Source organism: Pelagibius sp. Alg239-R121 (assembly GCF_947331435.1).
Taxonomy (GTDB): domain Bacteria; phylum Pseudomonadota; class Alphaproteobacteria; order Kiloniellales; family Kiloniellaceae; genus Denitrobaculum.
Window position 1 is genome coordinate 374,391 of sequence record NZ_CAMZOF010000007.1, and the last position, 13,724, is coordinate 388,114.

Annotated in this window: 15 protein-coding genes; 8 read left to right on the forward strand and 7 right to left on the reverse strand. The window is 56.9% G+C overall.

Annotation, left to right across the window (positions count from 1 at the left end):
• Positions 1-58: 58 nt before the first annotated feature.
• Positions 59-892, reverse strand: a complete 834-nt coding sequence (locus QMZ18_RS23535; protein ID WP_282608809.1) for a hypothetical protein — start codon at positions 890-892, stop codon at positions 59-61.
• A complete protein-coding gene (locus tag QMZ18_RS23540) occupies positions 889-1,410 on the reverse strand; it encodes an RNA polymerase sigma factor (protein ID WP_282608810.1) in 522 nt (173 codons plus the stop codon). The genes QMZ18_RS23535 and QMZ18_RS23540 overlap by 4 nt, the downstream gene beginning before the upstream one ends.
• Positions 1,411-1,754: 344 nt before the next feature.
• Here QMZ18_RS23540 and QMZ18_RS23545 point away from each other — a divergent pair, with 344 nt between their 5' ends.
• Positions 1,755-3,848: a tetratricopeptide repeat protein gene (locus QMZ18_RS23545; RefSeq protein ID WP_282608811.1), complete on the forward strand. Its 2,094-nt coding sequence runs from the start codon at positions 1,755-1,757 to the stop codon at positions 3,846-3,848.
• Between the two features lie 100 nt (positions 3,849-3,948).
• Here the strand turns inward: QMZ18_RS23545 and cysK are convergent, their stop codons facing one another.
• Both cysK and QMZ18_RS23555 read right to left on the reverse strand, forming a co-directional pair.
• Positions 3,949-4,938, reverse strand: a complete 990-nt coding sequence (gene cysK, locus QMZ18_RS23550) for a cysteine synthase A (RefSeq protein ID WP_282608812.1) — start codon at positions 4,936-4,938, stop codon at positions 3,949-3,951.
• A 15-nt stretch (positions 4,939-4,953) separates the two neighbouring features.
• Entirely contained in the window at positions 4,954-5,841 is an 888-nt protein-coding gene (locus QMZ18_RS23555) for a class I SAM-dependent methyltransferase (RefSeq protein ID WP_282608813.1), read from the reverse strand.
• A gap of 298 nt (positions 5,842-6,139) precedes the next feature.
• Between QMZ18_RS23555 and QMZ18_RS23560 the strand changes: the two genes are divergently transcribed.
• The 7 genes from QMZ18_RS23560 to QMZ18_RS23590 all read left to right on the forward strand — a co-directional run bounded on the left by QMZ18_RS23560 (position 6,140) and on the right by QMZ18_RS23590 (position 12,446).
• Positions 6,140-6,865, forward strand: coding sequence for an alanyl-tRNA editing protein (locus tag QMZ18_RS23560; RefSeq protein ID WP_282608814.1), 726 nt, complete (start codon positions 6,140-6,142; stop codon positions 6,863-6,865).
• Positions 6,862-7,644 carry an SDR family NAD(P)-dependent oxidoreductase gene (locus tag QMZ18_RS23565; RefSeq protein WP_282608815.1) on the forward strand — a complete coding sequence of 261 codons (783 nt, stop codon included), beginning with the start codon at positions 6,862-6,864 and terminating at the stop codon, positions 7,642-7,644. Before QMZ18_RS23560 ends, QMZ18_RS23565 begins: the two co-directional genes overlap by 4 nt.
• Before the next feature lie 64 nt (positions 7,645-7,708).
• Positions 7,709-8,557: an AraC family transcriptional regulator gene (locus QMZ18_RS23570; protein ID WP_282608816.1), complete on the forward strand. Its 849-nt coding sequence runs from the start codon at positions 7,709-7,711 to the stop codon at positions 8,555-8,557.
• A gap of 258 nt (positions 8,558-8,815) precedes the next feature.
• Positions 8,816-9,751: an alpha/beta hydrolase gene (locus QMZ18_RS23575; RefSeq protein ID WP_282608817.1), complete on the forward strand. Its 936-nt coding sequence runs from the start codon at positions 8,816-8,818 to the stop codon at positions 9,749-9,751.
• Between the two features lie 70 nt (positions 9,752-9,821).
• Complete coding sequence (locus tag QMZ18_RS23580) at positions 9,822-10,445, forward strand: LysE family translocator (protein ID WP_282608818.1); 624 nt, start codon at positions 9,822-9,824, stop codon at positions 10,443-10,445.
• Positions 10,446-10,501: 56 nt separating this feature from the next.
• Positions 10,502-11,659 (forward strand): Xaa-Pro peptidase family protein, encoded by a 1,158-nt coding sequence (locus QMZ18_RS23585; protein WP_282608819.1) that lies wholly within the window; start codon positions 10,502-10,504, stop codon positions 11,657-11,659.
• Between the two features lie 4 nt (positions 11,660-11,663).
• Entirely contained in the window at positions 11,664-12,446 is a 783-nt protein-coding gene (locus QMZ18_RS23590) for a carbon-nitrogen hydrolase family protein (RefSeq protein ID WP_282608820.1), read from the forward strand.
• Here QMZ18_RS23590 and QMZ18_RS23595 read toward each other — a convergent pair.
• From QMZ18_RS23595 to QMZ18_RS23605, 3 genes are read right to left on the reverse strand one after another with little or no spacing between them, the layout of a single operon-like run.
• Complete coding sequence (locus QMZ18_RS23595) at positions 12,400-12,822, reverse strand: hypothetical protein (protein ID WP_282608821.1); 423 nt, start codon at positions 12,820-12,822, stop codon at positions 12,400-12,402. The genes QMZ18_RS23590 and QMZ18_RS23595 overlap by 47 nt on opposite strands.
• Positions 12,823-12,854: 32 nt before the next feature.
• The gene (locus QMZ18_RS23600; RefSeq protein ID WP_282608822.1) at positions 12,855-13,232 is read right to left on the reverse strand and encodes a nuclear transport factor 2 family protein; all 378 of its coding nucleotides are present in this window, start codon (positions 13,230-13,232) and stop codon (positions 12,855-12,857) included.
• 22 nt (positions 13,233-13,254) lie between these two features.
• The gene (locus tag QMZ18_RS23605; protein WP_282608823.1) at positions 13,255-13,674 is read right to left on the reverse strand and encodes a VOC family protein; all 420 of its coding nucleotides are present in this window, start codon (positions 13,672-13,674) and stop codon (positions 13,255-13,257) included.
• Between the last annotated feature and the right edge of the window lie 50 nt (positions 13,675-13,724).

A 13,724-nucleotide genomic window follows, 5' to 3' on the forward strand; every position in this document is an offset into this window, starting at 1 on the left:
AACGCGGGATGAAGCAGTTTTATTCCATCCAAATCGGATTTTTATATTCGGCGGGTTCTCAGACGGCGCAGGGGACGCTTTCCCGGCGGTTGCTTTGGAGAGCGGTTCGGACGTCAGGGGCAAGTGGCTGCCACTTGGCCGTAACGTTCTTCAAGGTCCTTGCGATCAGTTGAAAGCGCGGACCGGCCATGCCTTCAGCCAGCAGCAGATAGCGTGCTTCATCGTGCCGCCATGCGTAGACTTGCGGTACGCCATCTTGTAACTCAGCCAGGTGATCTGGGATTTCTCCTGCACCCTGCAGCACGAAAAGACTAATGCGGCAACCCCGGCTGCCACCGTAACCGACGCGGTAGCCGTCCATTGCGCCTAGCTGTGAGACCGGTTCGAGCAGGATCGGCACGAGGCCACTATCTGAAAGATCGGGAATACGGATTTCCGCTGCGCTCATGTTGCCTGTGGCTGTTATGGTAAGTGATGGCGGGCGTTCATTCGCCGTTGCAACCGCCCACTCCTGGTGGATATCGGTGGCCTGCCGGTACCAGGCAGTGGCGGCCACGTTCGAAAGTCCCTCTCCAGTGCCTGTCCAGCTCCATTGATAGAGTGCGCCGACTGCGATACAGACCACCAGGATGGCGGCGGCGGCGACCAAGTGACTGGCCTGCCAAAGGGCGTTTGCCTTAAGGGGTGTCGCTACTTGCGGAAACAGCTCGAATTCATCCGATGTCTCAGCATCTTCGAGCAGGGAGGATTTTAGGCTCGAGAGTGATGCGGCTGCAGCGGCGGCCTCTGGATCCCGGGCAATTTTACGTGCAACGTCTGCTGCCTCATTGGGCGATAGCTCCCCATCGACGTAGGCGTTCAGCGATTTCCAATCGTTCTCAAGGCGGCTCATGGTCTGCGGCCTCCGTGTACAATCTTCATCGGTGTGACGTTCGAGTCCGAGATCCTGAGGAGCAAAGCCTGGCGCGCACGGCTGATGCGGCTCATCACGGTTCCGACGGGAATTTCAAGCAATTCTGCCGCTTCCGCGTAGCGCAGGCCCGCGATGTCGATCAACGCGATAATATCGCGCTGGCTCGCCGGCATGGCTGCCATGGCGATGCGAACCGTGATGGCATCCACCATGCGCTCTTCCGTTGTCCATACGTCTTGATCTGGTTCTTCAGTCTCTTCCTCCATAAAGCCGGCCAAAAGATTGGCAGCGCGCAGGTGATCGAGGAATGCATTGCGGAGAATCCGAAATAACCAGGCCCGAAAGGCCGGTTCATCGCTTGGAACGTTCTTTGCGCTCAAGGCTTTAAGAGCCGACTCTTGAACCAGGTCCCGAGAAAGATCGGGATCTTGGGTTAAGCTAACCGCGTAGCCGTAAAGTCTGTTTCGGTAGCTTTCGAGGCGTTTCCGCTGATCCAAAATGTTAGCTGCCCTGCGCCGGTTAGATGCGTTTCTTCCCTGTTCCGCCGGGCTTCTTGTCAGACCCGGTCAGATCGGGAGTATTCGCGCAGCCGCGTTGTTCTGTCAAATTCACAAGAAATTTGGAGCAGGGTCCGGTGTTAGCGGCTGAGAGAATTCGGTTTTTGGATCATGTAGTGAACACACGGGTGTTTCGGCAGTTGCGCTACAACCCTTCGATGTTTGCGGTAAATTGGGCTTGCCCCTGCCAATAGCAGACTGTTCTACTCGGATTTGGTTTGACGTGGGGGCGTTACAAGCTTGGTAAATTCCGGACGACTGAACGGAACGGCGGGGGAAGGCGGATGAAACGGAAATTGACGACCATCGTCTCGATGGACGTTGTCGGTTACAGCCGCCTGATGGAGTCCGACGAAGAGGGCACTCTTGAACGTCTGAAGGAAATTCGCACCAATATCATTGATCCCGCCATTGGGCAGCGCTCCGGGCGAGTCGTAAAGCTGATGGGGGATGGCACACTCGCTGAATTTTCGAGCGTCGTTACAGCCCTTCAATGTGCGATAGACATCCAGGAGCAACTTGGCAAACGTAACAGCCCGCCTGGCGAGAAGCATGAGGTCAAGCTGCGTATCGGTCTCCACCTCGGCGATGTCATCGTGGAAGGCGACGATATTTACGGTGACGGCGTCAACGTCGCGTCACGGTTGGAGAGTATCGCGCAACCGGGTGGCATCGTTTTGTCAAAGCAAGTACACGATCACATCGGCGGCAATGTGCAAGCGCAGTTCGTATCTCTGGGCGAGCAGACGGTGAAGAATATTGCCAGGCCGATCGAGGCGTTCCGTGTTGACGTTGGAGTAACGGCGCCGGCGTCCGGTGTAATTCGCTTCGGCAGTTACGAACTTGATAGCGCTCTGTTTGAGCTGCGCGAGTCCGGAAAGCGTGTCGCTGTCGAGCCACAGGTATTCAACCTGCTTGTCTATCTGGCAAAAAACAACGACCGGACAGTAACCAAGGACGAGGTGTTTGCCGAGATCTGGGACAACAGGATCGTCTCGGATGCGGCGCTCAGCAGTCAAATCAAGGCCGCGCGAAAAGCCATAGGTGACGACGGTACATCTCAGCACACAATTCGTACCATCCATGGTCGCGGGTTTCGTTTTGTAGCACCTCTTGAAGACGGCAAGCCTGTACTCAACAACAGGCGAATTGGAGACCTGGAGGAAAAGGCGCTCGCATCGATTGCCGAGAAGCCCTCAGTTGCCGTGTTGCCGTTCAGCAATCTCAGCGGCGATCCGGGCGAGGATTATTTCTCAGACGGTATTACCGAAGACGTATCGATAGCGTTGGCCAAGAACCGATGGTTGACGGTTGTTGCCCGGAATTCCGCCTTTGCTTTTCGCAATTCGACGGACGGCATAAGATCGATCGGGCGGCAGCTCGAAGCCGACTACATCGTGACGGGAAGCGTTCGAAAAGCCGGTACGCGCGCACGCATCTCGATCCAGGTCGTCGATGCCGAGACCGAAAACTCGGTTTGGTCTGAAAGGTTCGACCGGGACATGGTCGATATTTTCGATCTACAGGATGAAATCTCGGAAACGGTAAGCGCTCGCATTGAATCTGAACTCGGTTTAACAGAACAGAGAAAGGCCGAGAGACGGCCACATAAAAACCTTGGCGCCTGGGATCTCTATCAGCTGGGCGTTGCTCAGTTTTACAAATTTACCCCAGAGGCCAACCTCAAGTCTCAGGAACTGCTTCGCAAGTCACTGGAGTTGGATCCAGAGTTCAGCAGCGCTTACTCGAGACTCGCCTACGCTATTGTTCTCAGCATGGTTTACTTTGACGCGCCGCCCGATCAGACGGTGATGGACGAGGCGCTCGTTGCCGCCAAACGGGCGATTGAGCTGGATGACCAAGACGCCAACGGTTACTTTACAATCGGACGCGTCCACTTGGCGCGCTGTGAATACAGTCTCGCAATCGATGCACTTGAACACGCCGTGGAACTCAATCCCTGCCTTGCGGTGGTATATTGCGGACTTGGTGATTCCCTTGCCTACGAAGGGCGGCTCGACGAGGCGATAGAGCAGTTCGAGATGGCTATTCGCTTGAGTCCTCACGATCCCTTCCGTTGGGCATTCTATTCCTATCGGTCTCTTGCTCATCTCTTTCGCGGGGAGATTCAGGATGCCGTCCTGTGGGCTAGGAAATCTGTGCAGATTCCCAACGCACAGTACTGGGCCAGTGCACATCTCGTTGCGGCGCTGGGACATCTCGGCGACGAGGAACAGATCAAGAGCGCAGTCGGTCAGTTGAAAAAAACCAAGCCGGAATTCTCCATCGATTTTGCACGCGAACACCTTTTCTATCTGAAGCAGGCCGACCAGATAGAGACCTATATCGAAGGGCTGGCGAAAGCAGGGATCGCTTAACGGCTAACACTCTTCAATGCGCTATTCGACTTGGTTGAATGCGCCCGAATAAGCAGCGCTGCTGCCTGGGGTTGCCAGGACAGCAGCGCATCCAACTATGTCAGTCTTCGCCGAAGCTATCGAACAGTGCCGTCGACAAATAGCGTTCTGCGAAGCTCGGTAACACGGTGACGACCGTCTTGCCTTTCATCTCGTCCCGCTGTGCGACCCGCATCGCACAGGTGAGGGCAGCGCCGGATGAGATGCCGGCAGGGATCCCTTCGGACGCAGCCAATTTCCGCGCAGTTTCCATTGCCTCTTCATTGCTCACGAGCAGAACTTCGTCGATGAGGCTGGTGTTAAGAACATCCGGTACGAAGCCCGCGCCAATACCTTGGATCATGTGGGGTGAATGCTCGCCACCCGATAGCACCGGGCTGTTTTCAGGCTCCACCGCAATGACCTTCACATCAGGCTTACGCTCCTTAAGCAGTTCACCGACGCCGGTCAGAGTACCTCCCGTGCCTACGCCGAGAACCACCGCGTCGATGACGCCGTTGGTATCGTGCCAGATTTCCTCTGCCGTCATTTTCCGATGGACCTCCGGATTAGCGGGATGGCCGAATTGCCATGGCATCACTGCCTTGTCGGTTTCGGAAATGATTTCCTTGGCCTTCTCGATAGCGCCTCCGATGCCCTTTTCACGTGGCGTCAGCGTGAGCTCTGCTCCGAGAAATTTCATCAGCTTGCGTCGCTCGATCGAGAAACTGTCGGGCATCGTAAGAATGCAGCGATAGCCTTTCGCGGCGCAGGCGAAGGCCAGGCCAATTCCGGTATTCCCCGACGTCGGTTCAACGATCACGCTGCCTGGTCCAATGGTCCCATCGGCCTCCATCGCTTCAAGCATTGCAACCGCTATTCGGTCCTTCACGCTCGAGATCGGATTGAAAAATTCGAGTTTGGCCAGTACTTCGGCCTGACACTTCATTTCGAAAGCAAGTTTTCCGATTCGGACCAGCGGTGTGTTGCCGATCGTTTCCAAAATGCTGTCGTAGACCCGCCCGCGGCCGGGTTTGTCGAATGAAAGCCGTTTGGCGTCATGAAAATTCATTAAAAAGTCTCCTTGTTATTCGGGGTTTGTCGCAGTGATCACCCATGACGAACTGTCCATGACAATCCCGTCAGCCGAGGTTTTTTGCTTGTTGATTGCGTCGGTAAGCGCGGCCTCTATCTCGTTGTGCTTTTCTTCTGCCGTGTCACCGGCTTCGCGATACACCTCGCCGGCTGGTCCGATGGCGAGTTGGAAGGCAATTGCATCACTGACGTCGTTGCCAACCAGAACGGGTGCGTCGACCCGCCGAAATTCGATGTTATCATACCCGGCAGACTGCATCATGGCTCTGACCATGTTTTCGTTGGACATGGAAAATGGACCCGGACCACAGGTCTGAGCGCCCGTGCCCGGTTGTGGCAAGTAGCGAAGTACAACGTCTTTCGCCATGGAGAGCCAGGGATTGTCGACCCGGTCACGCCAAACGATGTGCACCATTCGTCCTCCCGGTCGCAGGGCCGTGCGCATGTTGCGAAGGCCGGCGACCGGGTTGGCAAAGAACATTGTACCAAACCGCGCGAATACGAAATCAAAGTCCCTCGACGGCAGTGCGATTTCGGCATCGCCGCGCATGAAACTCACATTGCCTGCTCCCTCGGCAAAAGCGTCCTTACGCGCATACTCGAGAAAAGCGTCGCAGCAATCCAACCCAACAACCTCGCCGTCGGAGCCTACCAGTTCGGCCAGTTTGATCGCCGTATCCCCAAAGCCGCAGCCGACGTCGAGGACCCGGTCGCCTCTCTGCACCGGCAGAGATGAGAAAACGGCTTCGCTGTGTTGCGTCAGGCCATCGACGAGAATGTGTTTGAATCTGATAAATTTGGGCGCGAGCACTTCGTTCCAGAATTCGACAAAAGGCGTATCCTCGGGCGCTGGTGATAGGCTGGGTTTTAAGCTGTTCATTGAGCGGGTCTTTCTCTGTTGCATCCCAATAATCGATGCACAAGAGATAGCCGCGATCGACCTTCCATGCTTGGCCGGTTGCTGAGGGAAACGTGGGAATTTCATGAAGACTTGCTGGATAATCGGCAGTTAGACGCCGCAGTAAAGGCAGCCTGAGCGCCCGGTACCACTTAATTTTTCTGGAAAATACAGGCTTGGTGGTTGTCGGCGATTATCAGATTACAGGTCAATTTTTACCAAGACAGCAACTGGTGGCGCTGTTCTCATTGATGCTGTTTTATTAGCGCAGGATGTATTGATGTCGCAGTATTTATGTCACGAGGATCCAACGCTTTTTGATGTCGAATGCAACGTGATCAAGGCGGAACCTGGACGGGTCCTGCTTTCGGGGTCCAGTTTTTACCCGGGTGGTGGCGGACAACCGGCTGATCGTGGCAGCCTGTTGTGGGCGGGCGGTGAAACCGCTGTAAGCGGCGTGGAAAGCCGGGGCGGGCAGATCTGGCATCTGTTGGCCGAGGAAATCATGCCCAGCGGCACTGTTGTGGCGAAAGTGGATCCGGTTTTTCGCGCGCAGATGCAGCGTCTCCATACAGTCCTTCACATTGTCAACGCCTTGGTGTTTCAAGAATTCGACGGATCGCTCGTGACCGGCGTCCAAATGTCGGACAGCGGCGTCGCCCGGATCGACTTCGACCTGCCGGACGCGGATAACGAGAGGCTTCGTGCGCTCGAGCCGGGCATCAACGATGTTGTGCGTCAGGATCTTGCCGTTCGGACGGCACTTGTGCCTTTGTCTGCCGCGGCTCAGGAAGAAGGCACTCTGCGAAGCAAGGCGGTTTCTCCGCCGGCGCAGTCGGACGGCCGGATCCGGATCGTAGAGATCGATGGTCTGGACCGGCAGGCCTGTGGCGGTACTCACTTGGGCTCCACGGGCGAAGCCGGAGAAATCAAGATCCTGAAGGTGGAAAACAAGGGCCGTCATAACCGCCGTTTGCGTATCGGCCTGGTCGAGTTGGCATTATGACGGATGATCCCGGAATTGAGGAGAATGGCCCCGGGTTTGAAGGCAAGACCGTAATACTTTCCGGTGGCACCTCCGGGATCGGCCGTGCCACCGCACTGGCCTTCGCGCGGCAGGGTGCGCAGGTCGTGATCACCGGCCGCAACCTGGCAGCCGCCGAAGAGGTGGTGCGTGCAGCGGTGCCTCTTACCGGCGAGATTACCTTTATGTCTTGCGACGTGTCCGTGCCGGATCAGATCGGGCAGGTCACGCAAGAAGCCGTCGTTCGCTTAGGTCGTCTCGACATTGCCGTAAACAACGCCGGATGTCAGGAAAATCGCGCGGCCTTCCTCGATCAGCCACTGGAGGTTTTCGATCAGATATTCGCAGTTAACGTCCGCGCGATTCACATCGCGATGCAGGCCCAGATTGAGGTGATGCTGGCGCAGGGCGGTGGGGCGATCGTCAATACCGCATCAGTCAGCGGTGTGCGTAATCCTAACCCAGGATTTTCCGTCTATTCGGCCTCGAAGGCCGCTATGATCTCACTGACCAAGTCGGTGGCGATGGAGTACGCTCCGCAGGGCATCCGTATCAACGCCGTCGCACCTGGACGTGTCGAAACCCCCATGCTGCGGGCATCGAAAGTGGCAGATATGGCTACGGTCGCCGCCGGCTTGCCACTGCGCCGCTTGGGACAGCCGGAGGAAGTGGCTGAGGCCGTTCTCTGGCTCGCGTCGGAACGCGCGGCGTTCGTTGCCGGTCACGTCCTGGCGGTGGATGGCGGATTCCTGGCCCAGTGATACGCAGCTTTGCTATGCTCGCGTGCGTACCGGCCTGGGTGGCCGGTGCGAGCAGTAGGCGAGGATGAACGACGTGGTAACCGCCAACCGCAGCATTCTGTGGAGTGACGGTGCCGTGCCCGGCACATTGATGATGCGCGCCGACTTCACGACACTTGAATTCGCGCCTCATGTGCATGACGAACTGGTTATCGCCGTAACGGAGGCAGGTGGCTCCAGGTTCCGCAGTCGAGGGGTAGAGGACCATGCGGAACCGGATACCCTGTTGGTCTTTAATCCGGACGAACCTCACTCCGGGCGGGTCGGTGATCATAACTGCTGGCGCTACCGTGCGATTTACCTCTCGACAGCCGCGCTGGACGAGGCGGCGGAAGGCCTCGAGTTGCGGATGCCGCTCTTACCCTATTTCCAAGACAACAAGTTGCTGGATTCCGAGCTTGCCCGCCGCTTTGTCGCCTTGCATCAAACGTTTGAACAGGGCGATGCCACGCTCACTAAAAGCAGCAGTCTGTTGGAAGCGCTGGCCGAGCTCTTCGAACGCCATGGCACACCGCATTATCAACCCAAGCTCCCCGGCGAAGAACGTCAAACCGTTGCCCGACTAATCGAATTTCTGTCAGCACACTTCAGCCAGGACGTGACCCTGGCGCAGCTTGCCGAACTCGCCGGCATGACGGCCTTTCACGTGATCCGCTGTTTCAACCGGGAAACCGGACTGTCGCCTCACGCCTACCTGAACCAGCTGCGCCTGCGCGAGGCCCGCCGCCTGCTAGCTATAGGCCGCCGTCCGGCCGAAGTCGCACTCATGGTCGGCTTCTACGATCAAAGCGCACTTAACCGACACTTTCGCAAGGCTTTCAGCGTCACACCGGGGCAGTACGCGCAGGCATTGGCGGGGTCAAATCTGGATTAGCCGCCCGCGGTATAGTTAAGACCCAAAACAAATACACAATGAAAGGCCTGATGTCGTGACGGTCGACGTGAGGTCTTTGCATAGATCGAACGAGGCAACATTTATTTTGTGTTGGCGCACAAAGCAAATACCGGCAGGTCGAGCCACCACTAATCAGGCGCTACCATAATTCGGTACCGACCGAATTGTTCTCTAACCGCCATAGGTTATCCTGTCGGCCTGCGTGCTTGACGCAGATGGCAAGAGTGGGGAGTTCCGGTGTCCGAAGTGGAAGTGTTTTTGATTGCCGGTCGTCCGGCTCTTCAATTGCGTCGCTTGCGCAACAGTGGTCCGCCTGTCCTCTATGTGCATGGTGCAACCTTTCCATCGGCGTTGTCATTCGGATATCGGTTCGTAGATGGTCGTTCCTGGGAGGACGATCTCCACAGCCGCGGATTCGATGCTTGGAGTTTCGACTTTGCCGGCTTCGGTGGATCGGAGCGTATGGATGCCTCGTCAACGTCTCTTTCTGATAGCCGGGCGAAATCGGCTGCGGAGCAGATTAGCCGTGTTGTTGACTACATCCGTGAGCAAAGGGATGGTGAGCCCGTCAATCTTATCGCGCACTCGTGGGGCAGCATCGCTGCCGGCTGTTATCTGAACCACTGCGCTCATTCGTTCGGGCGGCTGGTTTTCTTCGGCCCAATCGCGCAGAGGCAGGGGAGTAGCACTGCAAATGTGGATGCACTGCCCGCCACGCGCCTGATCACTGTAGAAGCGCAACTCGCGCGTTTTATCGCCGACCTGCCCAATGGAAATCCTCCCGTGCTCGAAGAGCCGGATCTTCGTCTTTGGGGGCCGGCTTATCTCTCCAGCGATCCTGTTGCCTTGACTCGGAATCCACCGTCGGTCGAAGTGCCCGGCGGACCGGCAGCCGATATTGCGGCTGCGTGGCAAGGCGAATTGGGCTACGATCCAGCTTCGATCAAGTTGCCAACCCTGGTGATACGCGGGGAATGGGATAGCCTCTGCAACGATCAAGACGCCGGGTTTCTGCTGCGTCGTCTTGGGAGTGAGCAGAAGTGCGATGTTGTCATTCCAAAAGCCACCCATCTGATGCATCTTGAGATGGGGCGGTTTGCGCTCTGGGAAGCGACCGCTGCATTTCTGCAGAAACAAAATCCTCCTGCCGCATTTATAGACCAACAGATCTGATCGAGATTTCCCTACTCAGTGTAACTTGAGGGAGCCTGTGGCCAGAGGAAGTGGCCACCGGAGTAAAAAAATGGACTGGACTCTTTATAGCCTGTTTCTTGTTGCCGGTCTGGCCGTCGCTGCGGTGCCGGGACCGACAGTATTGCAGATCTTTGCGCAGTCGTTGACCGGCGATATCCGGCGACCGGTTAGTCTCATCACCGGATCGCTGATCGCGAACATTACAATGGTGTCGGCGACGGTTCTTGGCATCAGCGCGATGATTGTGGCCTCGCAGACTGCTTTCGATGTTCTGCGGTGGGTTGGCTCGGCCTATTTGGTCTATCTGGGTGTTCAGTACTGGCGGATACGTACAGGTCCTGTCGCTGCGTCGAACCCTGCCGTTGGAACGCCTTACCGTGTGCTGTTCTTTCAGGCGGCCCTGACCTCTCTCACCAATCCGAAAGGTCTGGTGTTCTATATCGCCTTTTTGCCTCAGTTCGTGTCGCCAGGGGGCGATCCCCAGTTTCAGCTTACGATCCTGGGTGTCAGCTACATTCTGCTGTGCCTCGTCGCAGACAGCGGTTATGTGCTGGCCGCCCGAACGCTTGCAAAGCTCTTCGCGTCGCCGCGCGCGATCCGCCTGACAAACCGCCTGACCGGGGTGGCACTTGTCGCGGCCGGTTTTTCCCTATTGAAGTATCAGCGCGCGTAGAGTCTGATCGCTTTTTCGAAACAGACGAGCAACCATCAAATTTTGGGGAGCGCGACATGCTTGATCAGGCCCGCCGGCGAACGGCGCAGTTTCAGTCCCGGCTGCAGGAGGCCGGGATTGATGTTGCCGTCATCACGGACGAGAGTTCGATCGCCTATCTCGCAGGCTTTTGGGGCTATCTGTCGGTCGAGTTCGGGCGGCCGACATTCCTTTTGTTGCGTCCGGATGTTCCACCGGTCGTGATCACGCCTTTGATGGAAAGCGAAATGGTGTCGGCCATGACCTGGGTTGAAGACATCGTGACCTGGGAAGATGCTGGCGATAACCGTTGGGAGAAGGTGCTGGCGCGCGCCCTGGGCGAGACGCCGGGCCGGATTGGCGTAGAGGCCAGCGCTTTGCCGCCTATCGTGCGCAACTGGTTCGACGACCAACGGCCCGAAACCAGGCTGGAAGATGTCTCGTCGTTGTTGGGCGCCATGCGTACGATTAAGTCGCCGGAGGAAATCGACGTCATGCGCCAGGCAGGTGCAATCGCAGGTGCCATGATGCAGGCGGCCGAAGATGCTTTGAGCGAAGGTGCGCCGGAATATGAAGCTGCATTGGCCGTGATCAATGCCGGAACCCGTAAGGCGGCGGGTTTCTTGACGGCAAAAGGGTGGGAAGCCTTCATCTCGCCCATGATTCACAACTTGCAGATCATGCAGTCGGGCCGCGATACCTCGATGGTGCATCGGCGCGCGAGTGTGAAGCCTTTGGAAAAGGGTGATCCGGTCTATTTCTGCTTCTGCAACATGGCCCAGTTCAAACTCTACAAACTCGGTTTCGATCGCATGTTCTTTGTCCGGGAAGTCTCTGACGCGGCCGCCCGGGTGCAGCAGGCGGCGATCGATGCGCAGCAGGCCGCCGTTGCCGCCATCAGGCCTGGGGTCACCGCGGAATCGGTGGCAGAAGCGGCCAACGAAATTTACCGCGCCCGCGGATATGAGACCGGGTATCGCACCGGCCGCTCGATCGGCATGTCCTATCTGGAGGCACCCGAGCTGAAAGCAGGCGACAAGACGATCCTCCGACCCGGCATGACATTTGCAGTCGATGGCGGCATTTCAATTGACGGCAGCCTGGGCGGCCGCATCGGGGATTCCATTGTTGTGACGGAAGATGGCAGCGAATATCTCACCGATTACCCGCGCGAAATTCTGGTCGCGGATCGCTAATCGCATGCGTTCAGGTATATTTCAATCGGCAGGAGGCGGTCTGACGCCCGAGCAGCGATTCGATAGACTTTCGGCGGCGTTACTAAAGACCCAACTGGATCTCGTGGTCTGCCCCGAGCTCTTTCTCTCGGGTTACAACGTGGGCGAGTCGATAACCGAATTGGCTGAAGCTTTTGGCGGCGCACTGACAGGACAGCTGACCGAGATTGCCCGGCATTGCGGCACAGCAATCGTTTTCGGTTATCCCGAACGAGATGGCAATAAGATCTACAACTCGGCCGCCTGCATCGATTCCAGTGGTCGGCTCCTTGCCAACCATCGCAAGCTGCTTCTACCGCCCGGTTTCGAATCACAGTACTTCACATCCGGTGGAGGACTGACTCTGTTTGAGTTGAATGGCATTCGATGCAGCATCCTGGTCTGCTACGATGCGGAATTTCCAGAGGCTGTGCGAGCATCTGCCGAGGCTGGTGCGCAGGTTGTGCTCGTACCGACCGCGTTGGTCGACAACTGGGGTTCGGTCGCCTATCAAATGATGCCGACCCGTGCCTTTGAAAATGGGGTCTGGCTTCTCTACGCCAACCACGCCGGCCAGGAAAACGGCTCGTGTTATCTTGGCGCCAGCTGCATCGTTGCACCCGACGGATCGGACGTCGTGCGGGCAGGGGACGGCGAGGAAGTTATAGCCGCTGAACTGGACATAGAGCGAGTCACTGCGGCGCAGGTGCGGCTTCCCTATCTCAAGGACCTGCAGCGGCTTCGGAATGTGCTTGCCAGCGGGCCCTAAATGTCCAAGTTAAGATTTCCCAGTCGTCAACTGTTTCTTGTTCCTTAAAATCAGCAAAAGGGTCGACTGATGCGATGTTCGAACTGCCCTTTTCTTCGAGTATCGTGATCGCTACGAACTTGCACTTGCTTCCCGACGAGTTGGTCAGGGTCTTTTTTGACAGCGTCGGCGCTCCCGGCGGCATTTCGACTTCACCGCCGGTCAGAAGATCATCCAATGAAACACAGCCAAAGCGATTGATGTGCCAGTATTCGAAATCGTTTTGCGCGCCCACAAGCTTAGCGAGAAAATACGCGTTGCGATTATGTATCGCAAGCGTGGGCCGGCCAAAGTTCTCGCACGGGCAAAATGGGAGAAGCGCACTCAGTGGCAGCATTAGTGGCGGCGCTGTCTGATTCAGCTGCCGATCTACAGCGGAGAGATATCCGCGTAGACCTGATAGTCGGCGATGAGGCCGTCTTCCAGAGACAGAATGGTCGAGAAGGGGAGGGAGAGTTCGGTGCCGTCGCTGCGGATGTATTGGACATAGCCTGAGCAGATAACGTCCCTGTCTTGTGCCCAGACGCCTTCGATCGTATGAGCCATTCCGTTGATGGTTTTAAAGAAAGCGGCGTTGGCGGTCAGAACCGCATCCCTGCCGCGGATCGGTTCATGATTACCGAGTTGAAAGACGACGTCATCAGAGAGGAATTTCGACAGTGCCGCGACATTCCGGCTGTCGACGGTTCTGTATAGATTTGTCACCAGGTCGTGGGCGCGCTGGCGGGTATTGTTTTTGGTGTGCATGGCAGTTCCTTTATTGCAGTGATCAATCGTAGAGATTGCGTTCCTCGGCTTTGCTGCTGATGTATTCGACGAACTCGAACTGAAAGCCGGCGGGATCGAGGAAGTAGACGTTTTTGCGGAAGGGATGATCGGCGCCTTTAATGTCGATCTCGTAGCCCTTGGCCTCGAGGCGGGAGACGACGCCGTCGAGATCGTCAACCACGAATCCTAAATGCGCGAGGCCGGGCCTGTGTCCGGTGAGGTCCCGATTCGGTCCTTCGCCGTCGTCGTTCAGTGTCAGATAGGTGTCGTCGCTGCCGACATGAAGCCAATTGCGCGGTTTGCCGTGCCACGTCATTTTACCCTGACCGCGTATCTTCCAGTCGGGAAATGCGGTCTGGATGAATTCCAAGCTTGCGGGGATGTTTTCGACCACCAGATTTGCGTGCTCAAGTTTGATCATCGTTAAGGTCCTATCGTTTTGTTAGGGTCTAGGGTTTCTGCAGGCGGAAA